The sequence below is a fragment of the Arthrobacter koreensis genome (genome assembly GCF_035792275.1).
GTDB classification, from domain to species: Bacteria; Actinomycetota; Actinomycetes; order Actinomycetales; family Micrococcaceae; genus Arthrobacter_B; species Arthrobacter_B koreensis_A.
In genome coordinates, this window is the sequence record NZ_JAMWKK010000004.1 from 235,826 (window position 1) to 252,131 (window position 16,306).

Sequence of the window (16,306 nt, forward strand, 5' to 3'; positions counted from 1 at the left end):
CAGTAAATGAATGGATTTCATTTACTTTCCGGCACCGGGAGTCCTGGCGCAATAGAAAACGAAAGGCTTTCAGTTAACTTTGTGTAAACTCCTGCGCCCGCAGTCCTTCAATGAGCACGTCCAGTCCCAGCTCGAAGGCCGCCTCGGCTCTGCCTTCCACGGTATAGGGCTCTTCGAGGGCGCGTTCCAGCGCCGGAAACTGCCCGGCCGGCGGAGCCCAGACCACTGCAGGCGCGTTGAGTTCCATGGCCGAGCCCAGCACCAGGTTGTCGATCAGGGACAGGGCGGACACGATGCGGTGCGGCGGGAGACCGGCCTGTTCCAGGGCGTGAGCCATGGTCTCGTACGCGGACAGTGCTCCCGGGTCCTGGACGGTCTGGGCAAGGATCAGCTGCACCAGCCGCGGATGGGCGGCAATGCACTCGCGGTAGGCACGGATCACGGCACGCAGTGCCTCGTCCCAGGGCAGGTCCTGCACCGGCACCTGCAGCCTTTCGGCGAAGACCCGGGCGCGGATCAGCTCGATGATGTGTTCGCGGTTGTCGATGTGGTTATAAAGCGAGGACTGGCTGACCTCCAGCCGGCGGGCGATCCGCGGGAAGCTGAAGTTTCCCGTTTCGTCGATCAGCTCCAGCGCCGTGGTGACGATTCCGTCCACGGACAGCAGGGGCGAGCGGGGACGGGGCATGCAGGGACTCCTCGGTTGGTGGGACTCAACAATCTACCGGCCGCCTGGGTCCTGGAGGTTCCACCCGGCCTGCACGGACCGGCGGGAGCGCTGTGGGTCATCACCGGAGCCGGCGAAGAGTGCGCTCAGGATCGGAACGGCGTGCTGCAGCGCTTCACGGGGGAGCGGGCCCCCGGCTACGAGGGACAGCAGGCCGTGGGCAATCGCCCAGCTCTGGATTGCGACGTCGAGCGGTTCCGTTCCGGAGTCCAGGCGGCCCGCCTCCATGGCCCGCCGGGCGGCCCGGACCAGGTAGTCCAGGGTGGCGTCGGCCGCTGGCAGGTCCACGAGTTCGATGCTGGCATCGAACATCACCCGGTACAGATCCGGATGGTCCAGTCCGTGGCGCAGATAGGCACAGACCAGGGCGGTGAGGTCCTGCAGCGGATCATCGGTAACGGGAATCTTTGCGAAAGCTTCTTCCAGGCTGGTGAACCCCTCCTGCCGCAGCGCCTGCCACATGCCTTCCATGCTGCCGAAGTGGGTGTAGACGGCCATGGTGGATGCACCGGTGCCGGCCACCAGCGAGCGGAGAGTCACCGGCTCGCGGTCACGGAGCATCCGCGCCGCGCGTTCCAGGAGGCGCCGTCGTACGGCTGGATCTGTGGGACGTGCCATGCCGTCAACATTACATGGCATAGCAATGCTATGTTATTTCCAGAAAGCCAGCGGAGGCAGTCCCGCTTCCATCGGCCATACCCGCCTAGGAGCAATCCATGTCCGTCACCCTGCTGAACCCGAGCACCCTGCCCGAGGTGCCGCTGTACCGCCAGGTCGCCGTCGCTTCCGGATCCAAAATGGTCTTCCTTGCCGGCCAGGTGGCCCTCGACTCCGCCGGAGAGCTGGTTGGGGAAGGGGACCTCGCCGCGCAGGTGGAGCAGGTCTACCTGAACCTGGCCGTGGCCCTGGAAGCTGCCGGTGCGACGTTCGCTGACGTTGCCAAGCTGACCTGCTACCTCGTGGATTACAAGCCCGAAGAATTCCCGCTGTTCATGGAGGGCCGGGACCGGGCTATCCGGAAGCTGGGTATTACCGAGCCGCTGCCGCCGTTCACCGGCATCGGCGTCGCAGCCCTCGCCGCACCCGGGCTGCTGGTGGAGATTGAAGCCGTGGCCATCCTTGACTAGGTCCTGCCCCTCCCGCACAGTCCGCGCCCGGGGCTAAGCTCCGGGCATGGGTTGGGGAGACTTCTGGCCGGCAGCCGCAGGCTGGGCCATCACGTGGATACCGGTGCTGGGTCCGCTGGGGATCCTGGCGACGGCGCTTGTTGCCTATTTCGCTTACCGGCAGAAGCTGGAGGCGGACCGCCGGGCCCAGTGGTGGGTGCGTGCCCAGTGGGCGCTCGAAGCGTCCCTGAGCGCCAACCCGCGCCGCTCACTGGCCGGCCTGGCCGTGCTGAATGACCTGAAGACCTCTTCGCTGGCCACGCGGGAGGACCGGGAGCTGTTCCGGCTGATCGGCGTGACGGCCCGGGAGGAACTGCTGGGTGGCGGCAGCGGATCCACGGTGAGGGAGGCCCGCCCCGGGGGCGCATCAACTGTGGAGTCCGGTCCAATGCCGGCAGCCACTTCCGTTTTGGCGGATGCCTTGCGGGAACAGGTGGAAAAGCTTGCCGGCGAGGCGGGCGAACCGTCCCCCTTCTTGCTGGGCACATCCGGCACACCTACCGTGGGAGAAGCTCAAAACCACTGACACTGCAGGCAGGTGTCCGGACCAGTGAGGCGACCATGGGCTCCCAGCCGTTCGACCCCGGGGGTTCCCAGGGGTATTCGCAGCAGGGCCGGAATGCCGGCAGGGGGCTGGCGCTCGCAGGTCTTGTTCTTGGCATCCTTGCGCTGCTGGTCTTCTGGTTTCCCGCCATCAACCTGCTGGCAGTGGTGCTCGCGGTCATTGGGCTCGGCCTGGGTATCGGAGGCCTGGTTGTCTCGGGCCGGATCGGAAGTTCCGCCAAAGGGCTTGGCACTGCTGCCGTGATCATTTCCGCGGCGGCCCTGGTCCTGAGCGTCCTCGCTGCGGTTATGTGGGCGTCACTGTTCACTCCGATGGACCGGAACACGGTCACGCCCTCACCCGAGCCCACTACCACGGTCACGCGCACCGCCACGCCGTCGTCGGCGCCCCCCGCGACGGGAACGAGCGTGCCGTCGTCGTCCGCTCCCACCGGAACTTCCGGGACCTCGTCCCCGGCCGGACCAACCAGCGGCGCGACTGCCTCGCGCTGAGTGCGCACCTGACGGGCGGCCGGATAACGGCAAGTCCTTGTAGCGCCTTCCGGGCACGCCTACCGTTGAAAGACCCGAAAAATCGACCCGCTGCCGGGAGAAACAGGGTTCCTTGCTGCGGCGTCCGAATCCAGCGAGGCGATCATGGGTACTCAGCCAAACGATCCGATGTACGGCTACGGCGGGCAGGGGTATCCGCCGCCGCCGGGGTATATGCAGCCAAACCAGGGCAGGGGCATGGCGCTCGCGGGGCTGATCCTGGGAATTGTCGCGCTTTTCCTGTTCTGGATTCCGGTGATCAGCTGGGTGGCGCTGATTATGGCGCTGGTCGGACTGGGGCTCGGCATAGCGGCACTGGTGACGGCCGTGCGGCACCGGACGACGGCCAGGGGGCTTTCAATTGCTGCCGTGGTGGTTTCCGGTGTTGCGCTGATCGCTGCGATCCTGGGGACCACGTTCTGGGGCGCGCTCTTCAATGCGGTGGAGGAAGAGGCGAGCAGCCCTTCCACAAGGGCTCCCTCGGTCACCGCCAGTCCTTCTGCCAGTCCTTCCGCCGGTTCTCCGTCGGCAACTGCCAGCGGAGAGCTGCTTCCCCTGGGAACCGCGGCGGAAGTAGGGGAGTACACGGTCACCGTTTCCAGTGTCCAGCTGAATGCGACGGATGCGATCCTCGGCTTCAACGAATTCAATGAGGCGCCCGAGGGGCAGTATGTGCTGATCACCCTCGACGTCGTCTACAACGGCAATGAGGAAGGCGACCCCTGGCTGGACCTGACGCCGGCGTTCGTGGGCTCCGACAGCCGCCAGTATGACGAATCGACGTGCACCGCCACCCTCGATCTGGAAGGCACGTCGGTGCCAACACTCGAAAACGGCGGCGCGGCCCAGTATGAGGTCTGCATGGACGTTCCGGCAGCGGCGCTCCCGGGCCAGCGGGTGCTGGTGGAGGAGACCTTCGCCATCAGCGGCCCATCCGAGGCGAGCTGGCAGACCCAGTAACCGGGGCGGCGTCGTTGTGGCTGGCCTGTACCGGGGCGCAGCCCGGCAACGTTGGCGGCCGCCAGCGCGCCGAGGATCAGTCCCAGGCCAACCAGCTGGCCCGGAGCGAAGGATTCCCCCAGCACCGCCGCGCCGGCCGCAGTGGCCACCACGGGGCTGAGCAGGGACAGGAAGCTGACGCTGGAGGCGGGCAGCTGCCGAATGCCGCGGAACCAGAGCCAGTACGCCAGGACTGTTCCCACCAGTGCCAGGTACAGGTAGCCGGCGAGATTCCAGGCAGTGAAGGACGGCAGTGCCGGGCCTTCGACGACCAGCGTGACCGGTATCAGGAACACTCCGCCGGCCACCAGCTGCCACGCTGTGGAAACCAGCGGGCCGGCCGGCGGCTGCCAGCGTTTCGTCAGCACAATGCCGGCTGCCATGGACGCGGCTCCGCCGAGTGCTGCCAGCACCCCGGCGGTGTCGAGCCTCGCATCCGCTGAGAGGACCAGCAGGCCAACCCCGGCAATTCCTGCCGCGCCGGCCCCAATCTTCACCGGACCCAGGCGCTCACCGAGGACTGTTGAGGCCAGCACCGCCACCAGCAGCGGCTGTACCGCGCCGACCATCGCCGCCACACCGCCGGGCAGCCGGTACGCGGCAACGAACAGCAGGGCAAAGAAGGCACCGAAATTCAGCAGCCCCAGCACGGCTGCCTTCCACCACCAGGCGCCTTCAGGGAGTTTGCGGAGGGCGGCCAGCAGTACCAGGCCTGCCGGCAGGGACCGCAGGACGGCGGCCAGGAGCGGCCGGTCCGGCGGGAGGAACTCCGTGGTGACGAGGTATGTCGTTCCCCAGGCAACGGGGGCGAGGGCGCTGAGAGACAGCAGGGCGAATTTGCTAAGCACTTAGCCATAATTACCTAAGCGCTTAGGAATGTCCAGAGGTATCTCTCGACGAGGCGAACTGCCGGTGTCCGGGGTATGACATTTCAGGTATTGGACGCCGAAACGGGCTCAGCACCTTCCGCCGGGACGGGGCGGAGAGGAAGGCTGCCTAAGTACCTCAATCCCGAACGGTCCTTCAAGGAGCTGGTTCCCCGTGTTCTTCCCATCGCCCCGGCCTCGTACACGCGTGGCCGCCGTCCTTGCTGCCCTCTGCGCGGCTAGCCTTGTAGTCATGCCCTCTGCAGCCGCTTCGCCTGGTTCCGGCCACGGTTCCAGCCATGGAAAGGGCCATGGCCACGGGTCGAGCCACGGCCACGGCAAGCCGGGGAAGCCCGGCAAAACTGCCAGCATCACGGTGATGGGCACGTCGGACCTGCACGGCTACATCGAAAACTGGGACTACTTCAAGAACACGGAGTACGACGACGCCGCCGGCAACGACGTGGGCCTCGCCAAGATCTCCGGCCTGGTCAACCAGGTCCGTGCCGACCGGGGCGTGGACAGCACCCTGCTGATCGACGCCGGGGACACCATCCAGGGCACCTCGCTCACCGACTATTTCGCCAACGTGGAACCCATCACCGAGACGGGCGAAATCCATCCCATGGCTGCCGCGATGAACGCCATGAATTACGACGCCGCTGCCCTGGGAAACCACGAGTTCAACTACGGAACCGAGCTGCTCGCCAAGTTCGAGGACCAGCTGGACTTCCCGCTGCTCGCCGCCAACGCAGTGGACGAAGCCACGGGTGAGCCCGCGTTCGCTCCGTACATCATCAAGACCGTCAAGCCGAAGGGCAGTAAGCCGATCAAGGTCGGCATCCTGGGTCTGACCAACCCCGGCATCGCTATCTGGGACAAAGGCAACGTGGAAGGAAAGCTCCGCTTCCCGGGCCTGGTGGAAACCGCCGCTGAATACGTGCCGCAGATGAAGGCTGCGGGAGCCGACGTCGTTGTGGTCAGTGCCCACTCCGGCACCTCCGGCACGTCCTCCTACGGCGATGACCTGCCGCTCGAAAATGCCGCGACGCAGGTGGCGGAGGAAGTCCCCGGGATCGACGCGATCCTGGTGGGCCATGCGCACCAGGAAATCCCCGAGCACTTCGTGACCAACAAGGCCACCGGCGAGCAGGTGCTGCTGACGGAACCGCTGAACTGGGGTATGCGCCTGTCCGTCATGGACTTTGAACTGACCAAGGTGCGCGGCCAGTGGGACGTCACATCGGCGTCGGCCTCCCTGCTCAATGCCAACACCGTCGAGGCTGACCCGGTGGTCTCGGACCTGGTCCGGGATGCGCACCAGCGCGTCATCGACTACGTGAACACCCCGGTGGGGACGGCTACCGAGACCATGCCTGCCGCCGAATCGCGGTACCGCGACACGGCCGTGATCGACTTCGTCAACGAGGTGCAGACCCAGGCGGTGGAGCGGGCGCTGGCCGGCACTCCGGCCGGTGACCTTCCGGTGCTCTCCGTCGCTGCGCCGTTCAGCCGGACAGCTGTGATCCCCGAGGGCCCGGTGACCATCCGCGACCTGGCCGGACTCTACGTCTTCCCAAACACGCTCTACGCGGTGGAGATGACGGGCGCGCAGATTGAGGAGTACCTGGAGTATTCGGCGAAGTACTTCAACCAGACGGCCCCGGGTGCTCCGGTGGATCCGGAAACCCTGACCAACGCTGACGGAACTCCGGACTACAACTACGACATGTTCTCCGGCATCAGCTATGACATCGACATCAGTGCGCCGGTAGGGGAGCGGATCACCAACCTGGCGTACGACGGCGCTCCGCTGGATCCGGCGCAGCACTTCGCCGTTGCGACGAACAACTACCGCCAGTCCGGCGGCGGGAACTTCCCGCATATCGCCACGGCCCCGGTGCTGCTGAACCAGCAGACCGAAATCCGGCAGCTGCTGATCGACTACGTGGTGGCCAACCAGAGCATCGATCCGGCTGCGTTTGCCGAGGAGAGCTGGCGGCTCGTCCGGGCGGGTGTGCCCGTGTTCGGGTAGAAGCTGGGCGGTGCCCGGACCCCAGCGGGGTCCGGGCGGGGACCGGTTCGGGCTGGGCGGTGCCTGGGCCGGTTCGCGGTTGGACCCGGGCGGGGATGGGTTCGGGCTGGGCTCCGGCGTGGTGCTGGGGTGGGGCTGTGCACGGGGTGGGGCTGGTCCGTTGACCTGCTGGTTCGTCGACCGGCGGCTCCGGCGGCTCAGGCTGGGCCCGGGGTGTCAACCGGCTGGGTTCGCGGCGCGTGGGGCTCCGGCGACCCCTGCCTGGGGGTGCCGTTCTGGGCGCGGCCATAGGGTGCGGCTCTGCTCCGTTTGGGCCCGCAACCTGACATGTGGTCCTGGAGGTCGCAGAATCCCTCCGCTTTGGGACTTCCCTGCCAGTTGGGGACTTTCCTGCCCGCGCGCCACGCAGGATTGTCCCCTAACGGCAGGGATGTCCCGAACTGGAGGAAAGGTGCCCCGGACTGGCACCCAAAGGGCAGGAATGTCCCGAACCGGAGGGGCGGTGCCCCGGACTGGCGCCCTAACGGCAGGAATGTCCCGAACCGGAGGGGCGGTGCCCCGGATGTGGCGCCCTAACGGCAGGAATGTCCCGAACTGGAGGGGCGGTGCCCGTGCCAGGTGTGCCGCACCCAGAGCGCACCCAGACAAGGCGCCACTGCCCCAGCCACGTCACACGCAGGCACCTGCTTGTGACGTGCGTCATGTCTCCAGTACAGTAAATCCGAGCTTGATTCGAATATTGAACTAGTTGTTCAAATATCGAACACAAAGAACCAGAGAAGTGAGGACACTGTGCAGTTCCACCACCACGGCTACGTTTCCGGCGATCCGCGCATCGAACCGGCAGCCGGCGTCGGCATTGACCGCCCCGAAGAGCTCCCCGAGGAAGTCGACGTCCTGATCGTGGGCTCCGGGCCCGCCGGCATGCTCGCCGCTGCACAGCTGTCCCAGTTCCCGAACATCACCACCCGGATCGTCGAGCGCCGCCCCGGCCGCCTGGTGATCGGCCAGGCCGACGGCATCCAGGCCCGCAGCGTTGAGACCTTCCAGGCCTTCGGCTTCGCCGAGGAAATCACTGCCGAGGCCTACCGCATCACTGAGATGTGCTTCTGGCGCCCGGACCCGGAGAAACCGGAAAACATCGTCCGCTCCGGCCGCGCGCTGGATGATCCGGCCGGCATCAGCGAATTCCCGCACCTGATCGTCAACCAGGCCCGAGTCCTGGACTACTTCGCCCGGTTCATGGCCAACTCCCCGGCCCGTATGAAGCCGGACTACGGCTTCGAATTCGTGGACCTGGAGGTCGACGACGACGCCGAGTACCCGGTCACCGTTACCCTCCGCCGCACCGCCGGAGACGACGAAGGCACCGAGCGCACGGTCAGGGCCAAGTACGTTGTGGGCTGCGACGGCGCCCGCAGCAAGGTCCGCCAGTCGATCGGCTCCACCCTGGCCGGCGACGCCGCGAACCACGCCTGGGGTGTCATGGACGTTTTGGCCTCCACCGATTTCCCGGACATCCGCACCAAGTGCGCCATCCAGTCCTCCAACGGCGGCTCGATCCTGCACATCCCGCGCGAAGGCGGACACCTGTTCCGCATGTACGTGGACCTGGGCGAAGTGCCCGAAGGCGACAACGGAGCCGTCCGCAAGACCAGCATCGACGAGATCATCGCCAAGGCCAACGCGATCCTGCACCCGTACACGCTGGACGTGCGCAACGTGGCCTGGCACAGCGTTTACGAGGTGGGCCACCGGCTCACCGACCGGTTCGACGACGTCAAGCCGGAAGAAGTCGGCACCCGCACCCCGCGCGTGTTCATCACCGGCGACGCCTGCCACACCCACAGCGCCAAGGCCGGCCAGGGCATGAACGTTTCAATGCAGGACGGTTTCAACATCGCCTGGAAGCTCGGCCACGTGCTGGACGGCCGCGCACCGGAATCCCTGCTCTCGACGTACTCCGCAGAGCGCCAGGTGGTGGCCAAGAACCTCATCGACTTCGATAAGGAATGGTCCACCCTCATGGCCAAGAAGCCGGAGGAATTCGAGAACCCGTCGGATCTGGAGGACTTCTACGTCCGCACCGCCGAGTTCCCGGCCGGCTTCATGACCGAGTACACGCCGTCCATGCTGATCAGCGAGGCGAAGCACCAGGACCTGGCCACCGGGTTCACCATCGGCAAGCGTTTCAAGTCCGCTCCGGTACTGCGGGTCAGCGACACCAACCCGCTGCAGCTGGGCCACCAGGCCAAGGCCGACGGCCGCTGGCGCATCTATGTCTTCGCCGACGCAGCACCGGCAGGCACGCAGTCCGGCGTGACGGAACTGGCCGAATGGCTGCAGAACGCACCTGACTCACCGCTCGCCGCACAGCCGGCCGGCGACGACGACGCCTGGTTCGACGTGAAGGTGATCTACCAGCAGGACCACACCGGCATCGACATCAACGCGGTTCCCCAGGTCTTCAAGCCGCAGGTCGGCCCGTTCCGCCTCACGGACCTGAACAAGGTCTACGGCGCCAACCCGGAAGAAGACATCTTCGAGGCGCGCGGCATCGACCGCAGCGGTGCGGTAGTAGTTGTGCGCCCCGACCAGTACGTGGCCTCAGTGCTTCCGCTGACTGCGACCTCGGAGCTCGCCGAATTCTTCGCGCCGCTGCTCCCGGCACGCCAGCCGCAGCACTAGTTACAACTAAACGCAGGACGACGGCGGCACTCCGGTGCCGCCGTCGTCCTGCGTTGTGAGCCGCGGAGGATCAGGCGTGCCTGCCCTTTCGCGCACCGAAGACCATGACGAGGCCGGCAGTGAGCAGCAGGACGGCTACCGCACCAATGGCGACTGCTCCGGCGGAACCGGTCGCCGCCAACGAGGCAGTGTTCCCGGCTTCGGCAGACGGGGAGAGGGCCGGGGCGTCTGCATCGCCTGAAGGTGCCGGCGATTCGCCGGATCCTGCCGCCGGAGCGCCGGAGGGATCAGCCGACGGGCTCACCGTGGTGGGCTGTGCCGTGGGTTCAGCCGGAGTGGTGGTGCTGGGCTCGGGTGTGGGCTGTGCCGTGGGTTCCGCGGGAGTGGTGGTGCTGGGTTCGGGTGTGGGAACCACGGGCTGGGAAGCCGCGCACGGCAGCTCGCCGAGGAAGCTGTGGTGGTGGAGTTCGCCGGCACCGGAGCTGGCAAAGGATCCGGTCAGCCACTGGCCGTTGTGCGTCACATTGGAGTCGAACAACACGCTGGCCGACGGGGCGTAGACCGATCCCATCTCCAGTCCGTCAACCACTACGTTTCCGGTGACTTCGGAGAGATCCAGAAAGATGTACCGGGCCAGTGCCTGGCCGGTTCCGGCGGATGACCAGCCTTCAAAGTTCAGCCTGCCCACCTCCGTTGTTCCGGCCGGGACCTTGATCACCAGCGGAGCTTCGGCGGTCGGACGGTAACCGGAAGCGTTGTCGCCCTTGATGATCAGGCCGGCCACGTCGTCGTAGTTGAGCACATTGGGCTTGTCCGTTGCGTAGGGGCCAGGCATGACCATGGAACCGTTGTTCTGGACCGGAACCATGTGGGCGGCCTGGTTGGCGGGGTCGTACATGGACGCCAGGCACTGGCTCGTTCGGCTGAGCTGGGCAGCCCGCTGGGGGAAGTAGGCCGCCACGGATGGTTCGGCGGTGGCCAGCAGGCCCAGATCCGTCAGGTGTCCGCTCTGGAAGGGCACGGCCTTGAGGTCCAGATTGCCGCCGTCGTTGTTGGTTACGCGGAGGAAATCCTGGCCGTTGTTGCCGCCTCCGCGCGCCGAGCCCGTGAGGTTGGCGGTTTCCACCAGCTTCACGGCTGCGGACGCTTCGGGGCTGCCCGGCTGGGCATTCCTGTTGGTCAGGTCGACGCTGCCGCTTCCGGTGTACTCCGCTGCGAGAAGACGGACAGGGACACCGTCAACGAACGGCACCGTGTAGTCCGGCAGCCCGGCGACCTGGTGGACCATGGGGTATCCGTTCTGGTTCGCGGTGGAAAAGCGCCCGTCAACGGCCACGGAACCTTCAATCTCTGCGTTGCCCAGAACCGCATCCCCGGAAACGTAAAGCGTGAAACCGTTATTCGCATCGAAGGGGTTGAAGCTCTCGGGCGCCGCTGCCACTGCATCAGCGGCCCACGGCCCGGCGGCCAGGGGCGCGGTGAGCAGGGCAGCAGCGATCCCTGCTCCTGCCAGTGCGGCACCGGTGCGGCGCCGGGCCGAAGGGACTGAGGGTGAGGGATGGCTGGGCAGTGGTGACACGGTGGTTTCCTTTTATCTTGGTGGTGCTGTTGTTGAGGTCGCTGCCACTCCAGGCAGCGCTGATATCCGGCCCGGCGATGGCGGGGTGTGGCAAGAGCAGGGCACGGCAGGAGCAGGGGCGCGGGATGGCAGGGAAGAGAGCCGGGCCCCGGATTGGGGGGAGCAGGGACCCGGCGGACTGAGGGAGTGCGTTGGCCCGGCCCGCTTGGCGGGGCCCCGGCACCGCGGTGCTAGCCCGGAGGGCGGCTGATGTGGCTGAGGGTATGGCGCAGCCGGCTGGAGTTCGGCAGCGGCGGCCTTGAGAAGGAGAGCGGCAGCACTCGGTGCACGGTCCTTTTCACCATCGTCCTAGATTCACGAGCTGATCCCGCACGCTGCGGGCTTACCTCCATGGAACCATGCCCCTGCCGGCGTTCCCGGCGGGGTGTCGCTTTTCTGGAGGTGCCTGTCGCGCGGCTGGACTAAGCTCGAAACGGGACGGTTATGCCGTATGGCTGGACCGTGGGGAGTCTTGGAATCGGGGAAGAATGACACGGGCTGGGAGCAGCGCAGCTACCTGGTTGGATGAGCTGGGAATGGACCCGCTGAGGATTGGCGGCGCTGTACCGCCCCGGATGCACGACCGGCGGTTTGGCACAGTGCGTATCCGCCGCGTCTCGGTGAGCCCCTTCGATAAACCGGGCCGGCCCCTGGTGCAGCCGGACGATGTCTTTTGGACATCTGTCCTTGCCGGAAGCCTGACGGTCGAGGGACGGGGAGCGAAGGTGCTCCTGACCAAAGAGGTTTCAACTATCCGCCGGGGGCTGGGAGCCAGCCGTTCGAGGACGGCGGCCGGCGCAGACATCCTGTCCCTGGCCGTACCCCGCGACCGCCTGCAGGACCGCGGCCTCAAGACCGAATACCTGCTCCTGCCCGTCGATCCGCTCGCGAGGGCCGCCCAGAAGTACCTCCTGACCCTGCTGCGCCGCCGGTTCGACCCACATTCCCCGGCGAACGCCAGCCTGGGCGCGGCCGCCGAGGAAATGCTCGTCGCCATGCTGATGGAGCAGGAAGGCTACCGCGCGGATTCCGCGGCTGCCTTTGGCGGCCTCCGGCTGCGGGCCGAGGCGCTGATCCAGGCGCTCTGCACGGAACCGGAGCTCGGCCCCCAGGCCGTTGCCGACGCCCTTGGAGTTTCCCTGCGCAGCCTGCAGCGGGCCTATGCGGAGGCGGGAACCACTGTTTCCGCGCGGATCGACGGGCACCGCCGGGCCAGGGCGGAACGGCTGATCGCCGCCCCGGTCCGGATGGGCTTCGACGAGGTGGCAGCGAAGTCCGGGTTCCGGTCCACGTATCAGCTGCGCCGCGTCATCCAGCAGGCCCACGGAATGTCCCTGAAGGATTTCCGGCAGCAGCTCTCGCGTCCCGGCACGCTTGCCCCGCCGGTGTGATCCGGGAAAATCGGGCCGCTGCCGCTCCCTGAGGCTATTCCCGCTGTCAGCTGCAGCGCTGCATCGGTAGGCTGTAAAACCCTTGGTGGGACCTCCGGTTCCGTTGCATTCGTATCCGCGCGGCATGCGCCGCCCAGGGAAGGCACCCCATGCCTGCATCCGCGGGAACCCCAGACGGACCCTTGGCGAAGAACCGTGTCCGGACGCTCGCCGCGGCCTCGGTTCCGGCGATCCTGACCGGTGTGCTCTCCGCCCTGATCCTCTTCGCCGTCGATGAGCTCAGCCTGCTGCTGCAGCACGTGCTGTGGGAGAACCTGCCCCACGCCGCCGGGATCGACCCGGACAGCGGGTGGTGGATCTTCGGCATGCTCACGGCCACCGGGCTGGCTGTCGGACTGATCGTGGCGTACGTTCCGGGACACGCGGGACCCGACTCGGCGGCCTCCGAACTCGGCGGGCCGGCCCTGCCGCTGCGGGTGGTTCCGGGCCTGGCGGCGGCCGCCGTCGTAGGCCTGGCCGGCGGCGTGAGCCTGGGCCCGGAAAATCCCATCATCGCCATCAACACCGCCGTCATGACCGTGCTGCTGGCCCGAACCTTTCCCCGTGTGCCGGCGAAACTCGTGGCCGGACTGGCGGTGGCCGGAACAGTGGGGGCGCTGTTCGGCACTCCTGTTGCCGCAGCCCTGCTGTTTACCGGCCTGGCCGGATCGATGGCCGCCAAGGGAGCACTGTTCGACAAGCTTTTCCTGCCCCTCGTTGCGGCCGGCGCGGGCGCGGCAACCATGACCCTGGTGGGTGGAACACTGCTGGGTTTTCGGGTGCCGCAGTCCGGGCCGCACACCGGATGGGACGTCCTCGCGGCCATGGCCATCGCACCGCTGGCCGCAGGGTTCGGGCTGCTGGGCGTCTTCGCGTTCCGGCGGGCGCACCGCTGGGCCCGTCGCCTGCGCAGCCCGATCCTGTTCACCACTCTCGGCGGCGCCGTCCTGGGCCTGCTTGGCGCTCTCGGCGGTCCGCTCACCCTGTTCAAGGGCGCCGAGGAATCGGCGGAACTGCTCGGCAGCGGGCCGGAACCTTTCGGAATCCTGCTCCTGCTCGCCGTCGTCAAGCTGGCTGCGCTGGTGGTGGCCGCGGCCACCGGATTCCGGGGCGGGCGGATCTTCCCCGCGGTGTTCACCGGTGTCGCGTTTGGGCTCGCCGCGCAGGCCCTGGTTCCGGCTGTTCCGGTGAGCGTGGCGGTCTCCGCCGCAGTCCTTGGCCTGGTCCTGGCCGTAGCCCGCGACGGCTGGATGGCACTGTTCATCGCCGTCGTCGTCACCGGGGACGTGACGGTGACAGCGCTGATGTGCCTGGCCGTGCTGCCCGCCTGGCTGGTGGTCACCAACGCGCCGCACATGCTGGCGGACGACGACGCCGGTGCACCGCCGGCCTGACGCTCCAGGCCGCGCCGCCTCAGCTCCGGGGGCTGTTGGCGGCCGGGAGCAGCGGGATACGATTCCGGCCACAGTCCATCGCAAAGGAGCAGGCATGAAAGCTGTACGGGTACACCGCTACGGGGAAGACGCGCGCATTGACGATGTACCGGAGCCGGAGATCACCGGACCCTGGGACGTACTGGTCCGGGTGGGAGCCGCCGGAGTCTGCCGGACGGACCTGCACGTCCTGGAAGGCCAGTGGGATGCGATCCAGCGGCCGGAACTGCCCTACATCCTGGGCCACGAAAATGCGGGCTGGGTGCTGGAGACCGGTTCCGCGGTGACGAACGTCCAGCCGGGGGACACGGTGATTCTGCACCCCCTGGTCACCTGCGGACTCTGCGCCCCGTGCCGGGCGGGGGAAGATTCGCACTGCGAGGCGTCGTCCTTTCCCGGCCTGAACGCCGACGGCGGCATGGCGGAGCTGCTGAAGACCAGCGCCCGCGCCGTGGTGAAGCTGGACCCCTCCGCGGCACCTGCGGACGTTGCGGCACTGGCCGACGCCGGACTCACCGCCTATCACGCGGTGCGCAAGGCCGTGCCGCTGCTGCCGCCCGGCTCCGAAGCCGTGGTGATCGGCGCGGGCGGGCTGGGACACATCGGCGTGCAGTCCCTGAAGGCACTGACGGGCGCGCACATCACCGTGGTGGACACCTCGGACGCGGCCCTGGCACTGGCGAAGGAACTGGGCGCCGACGCCACCGTGAATCCCAACGACCTGCATCCCGCCGCCCGCGCCGTCGGCGAACCTCCGGCAGACGCCGTCGTGCTTGCGGTCCTGGACATCACCTGCGGCGGGGCGCACGTGGTCTTCGACTTCGTGGGCGAGCACGGCACCGAAATCACCGGACCGGCGATGCTGCGGAACCGGGGCAGCTACTACGCGGTCGGCTACGGCGGCACCGTTGCGCTGCCGACGATCGACCTGATCTCCCGGGAAATCAGCGTGGTGGGGAACCTCGTGGGCACCTACCAGGACCTGGCGGAACTGATGACGCTGAACTCGCTGGGCGAGATCACCCTGCACACCACTTCCTACGACCTCCTCGACGCGGTGCAGGCCCTGCACGACCTCGACGCCGGCAAACTCACCGGCCGGGCCATCCTGGTCCCGAACCCGTGAATGACCGGGCCGCCGTACTGGGCGGCGGCGTCCTGGGGCTCTCCACCGCGGTGGAGCTGCTGCGCGGCGGGGCCGACGTGGTGCTCCTGACCGAGGAAAAGGCGGGCAGCGGGGCGTCCGGGCGTTCGCTGTCCTGGCTGAATGCCGGCGGCGCGTACGGGGAGCCGTACTTCCGGCTGCGGATGGCCGGAATCGACCGCTACCGCACGCTGCTGGCCCGCCATCCGGGCGCGGACTGGCTGGCGTTCGACGGCGGCCTCTACTGGGACGACGACCCGTTCGAGGTCATCGAGCGCCACAATCGGCAGACCCGGGAGGGCTATGAAGCGCGGATGCTTGACCGCGACGACGCCGCAGCCGCGGTGCCCGGGATTGATCCGGGCGTCCTTCCGCACCGGGTGCTGATGAACCCCGGTGAAGGCTGGGTGGCACTGCCGCAGCTGGTGCGGCTGCTGGCGGAGGAGTTCACCGTGCGCGGCGGGACCCTGGTTGAGGACGCAGGCCTGTGCTCCGTCGTGGCCGGGAAAAGCGGCAGGGCGGCCGGAGTGCGGACCGCCGGCGAAGAGGTGTACGAAGCCGGGACGGTGGTGGTGGCCTGCGGCGCGGGCACCCCGGCAGTCCTGGCCAAGGCAGGGATCGAGCTGCCGGATGCGTCCGACCCGGCCGTGCTGCTGATTTCCGAGCCGCTGGAGCACGGGCTCCGGGCCGTGCTGAACACACCGCGGATCTCCGTGCGGCCGCATCCCGGCGGACGGCTGGCCATGGACCACACCTGGTACCTGGACCTGGTTCAGCGGCGGGAAGACGGCAGCTGGGACGTTCCCGCCCATGTCCTGGCGGAGGTGGCAGCCGAGGCGGGCCGGCTGCTGGAAGGAAACCCTGAGATCCGGATCCAGGACTGGCAGCCCGGCCTGAAACCGGTGCCCGGAGACGGTGAACCCGTGCTGGGCGAGCTGCGCGCGCTGCCGGGCTGCTGGGCCGTGTTTACCCATTCCGGGGCCACGCTGGGCCTGATTGCCGGGGAACTCTTGGCCGATGAGATCCTCACCGGCCGCCGGCATCCGCTGCTGGAGCCGTTCCGGCCCGAGCGGTTCGGGTTCGGCTGGGATTCCTGAGGCCCGGG

13 protein-coding genes are annotated in these 16,306 nt (G+C 67.6%); 9 read left to right on the forward strand and 4 right to left on the reverse strand.

What is annotated here, in order from left to right; genetic code table 11:
- Positions 1–73: 73 nt before the first annotated feature.
- A complete protein-coding gene (locus tag NGB94_RS06040) occupies positions 74–688 on the reverse strand; it encodes a TetR/AcrR family transcriptional regulator (RefSeq protein ID WP_325789706.1) in 615 nt (204 codons plus the stop codon).
- A 33-nt stretch (positions 689–721) separates the two neighbouring features.
- Positions 722–1,345, reverse strand: coding sequence for a TetR-like C-terminal domain-containing protein (locus NGB94_RS06045; protein ID WP_325789707.1), 624 nt, complete (start codon positions 1,343–1,345; stop codon positions 722–724).
- A 98-nt stretch (positions 1,346–1,443) separates the two neighbouring features.
- On the opposite strand from NGB94_RS06045, the gene NGB94_RS06050 reads away from it, so the two are divergent.
- Genes NGB94_RS06050 through NGB94_RS06060 form a run of 3 tightly spaced genes read left to right on the forward strand, consistent with a single transcriptional unit; the run spans position 1,444 to position 2,949 of the window.
- Positions 1,444–1,854 carry a RidA family protein gene (locus NGB94_RS06050; RefSeq protein ID WP_325789708.1) on the forward strand — a complete coding sequence of 137 codons (411 nt, stop codon included), beginning with the start codon at positions 1,444–1,446 and terminating at the stop codon, positions 1,852–1,854.
- A 46-nt stretch (positions 1,855–1,900) separates the two neighbouring features.
- Positions 1,901–2,419 carry a hypothetical protein gene (locus tag NGB94_RS06055; RefSeq protein WP_325789709.1) on the forward strand — a complete coding sequence of 173 codons (519 nt, stop codon included), beginning with the start codon at positions 1,901–1,903 and terminating at the stop codon, positions 2,417–2,419.
- Between the two features lie 35 nt (positions 2,420–2,454).
- Entirely contained in the window at positions 2,455–2,949 is a 495-nt protein-coding gene (locus NGB94_RS06060; RefSeq protein WP_325789710.1) for a hypothetical protein, read from the forward strand.
- 734 nt (positions 2,950–3,683) lie between these two features.
- On the opposite strand, the gene NGB94_RS06065 is transcribed toward NGB94_RS06060, so the two are convergent.
- Positions 3,684–4,835 carry an EamA family transporter gene (locus NGB94_RS06065; protein ID WP_325789711.1) on the reverse strand — a complete coding sequence of 384 codons (1,152 nt, stop codon included), beginning with the start codon at positions 4,833–4,835 and terminating at the stop codon, positions 3,684–3,686.
- 271 nt (positions 4,836–5,106) lie between these two features.
- Here NGB94_RS06065 and NGB94_RS06070 point away from each other — a divergent pair, with 271 nt between their 5' ends.
- The gene (locus tag NGB94_RS06070) at positions 5,107–6,888 is read left to right on the forward strand and encodes a bifunctional metallophosphatase/5'-nucleotidase (RefSeq protein WP_325789712.1); all 1,782 of its coding nucleotides are present in this window, start codon (positions 5,107–5,109) and stop codon (positions 6,886–6,888) included.
- 792 nt (positions 6,889–7,680) lie between these two features.
- Positions 7,681–9,576, forward strand: coding sequence for an FAD-binding monooxygenase (locus tag NGB94_RS06075; RefSeq protein WP_325789713.1), 1,896 nt, complete (start codon positions 7,681–7,683; stop codon positions 9,574–9,576).
- Between the two features lie 70 nt (positions 9,577–9,646).
- Here NGB94_RS06075 and NGB94_RS06080 read toward each other — a convergent pair whose 3' ends face one another.
- Complete coding sequence (locus NGB94_RS06080) at positions 9,647–11,155, reverse strand: collagen-binding domain-containing protein (RefSeq protein WP_325789714.1); 1,509 nt, start codon at positions 11,153–11,155, stop codon at positions 9,647–9,649.
- Between the two features lie 575 nt (positions 11,156–11,730).
- Between NGB94_RS06080 and NGB94_RS06085 the strand changes: the two genes are divergently transcribed.
- The 4 genes from NGB94_RS06085 to NGB94_RS06100 all read left to right on the forward strand — a co-directional run bounded on the left by NGB94_RS06085 (position 11,731) and on the right by NGB94_RS06100 (position 16,298).
- A complete protein-coding gene (locus NGB94_RS06085) occupies positions 11,731–12,585 on the forward strand; it encodes a helix-turn-helix transcriptional regulator (protein ID WP_325789715.1) in 855 nt (284 codons plus the stop codon).
- A 182-nt stretch (positions 12,586–12,767) separates the two neighbouring features.
- On the forward strand, positions 12,768–14,018 hold the full coding sequence (locus tag NGB94_RS06090) for an ion channel protein (RefSeq protein WP_325789716.1): 1,251 nt from the start codon (positions 12,768–12,770) through the stop codon (positions 14,016–14,018).
- A gap of 94 nt (positions 14,019–14,112) precedes the next feature.
- Entirely contained in the window at positions 14,113–15,183 is a 1,071-nt protein-coding gene (locus NGB94_RS06095; protein ID WP_325789717.1) for an NAD(P)-dependent alcohol dehydrogenase, read from the forward strand.
- Positions 15,180–16,298 (forward strand): FAD-binding oxidoreductase, encoded by a 1,119-nt coding sequence (locus NGB94_RS06100; protein ID WP_325789718.1) that lies wholly within the window; start codon positions 15,180–15,182, stop codon positions 16,296–16,298. The genes NGB94_RS06095 and NGB94_RS06100 overlap by 4 nt, the downstream gene beginning before the upstream one ends.
- Positions 16,299–16,306 lie beyond the last annotated feature (8 nt).

Coding starts and splice junctions, on each gene's coding strand:
- NGB94_RS06050 (WP_325789708.1), top strand. CDS start 1,444: ATGTCCGTCACCCTGCTGAACCCGAGCACCCTGCCCGAGGTGCCGCTG.
- NGB94_RS06085 (WP_325789715.1), top strand. CDS start 11,731: ATGGACCCGCTGAGGATTGGCGGCGCTGTACCGCCCCGGATGCACGAC.
- NGB94_RS06060 (WP_325789710.1), top strand. CDS start 2,455: ATGGGCTCCCAGCCGTTCGACCCCGGGGGTTCCCAGGGGTATTCGCAG.
- NGB94_RS06070 (WP_325789712.1), top strand. CDS start 5,107: ATGCCCTCTGCAGCCGCTTCGCCTGGTTCCGGCCACGGTTCCAGCCAT.
- NGB94_RS06055 (WP_325789709.1), top strand. CDS start 1,901: ATGGGTTGGGGAGACTTCTGGCCGGCAGCCGCAGGCTGGGCCATCACG.
- NGB94_RS06095 (WP_325789717.1), top strand. CDS start 14,113: ATGAAAGCTGTACGGGTACACCGCTACGGGGAAGACGCGCGCATTGAC.
- NGB94_RS06045 (WP_325789707.1), bottom strand. CDS start 1,345: ATGGCACGTCCCACAGATCCAGCCGTACGACGGCGCCTCCTGGAACGC.
- NGB94_RS06040 (WP_325789706.1), bottom strand. CDS start 688: ATGCCCCGTCCCCGCTCGCCCCTGCTGTCCGTGGACGGAATCGTCACC.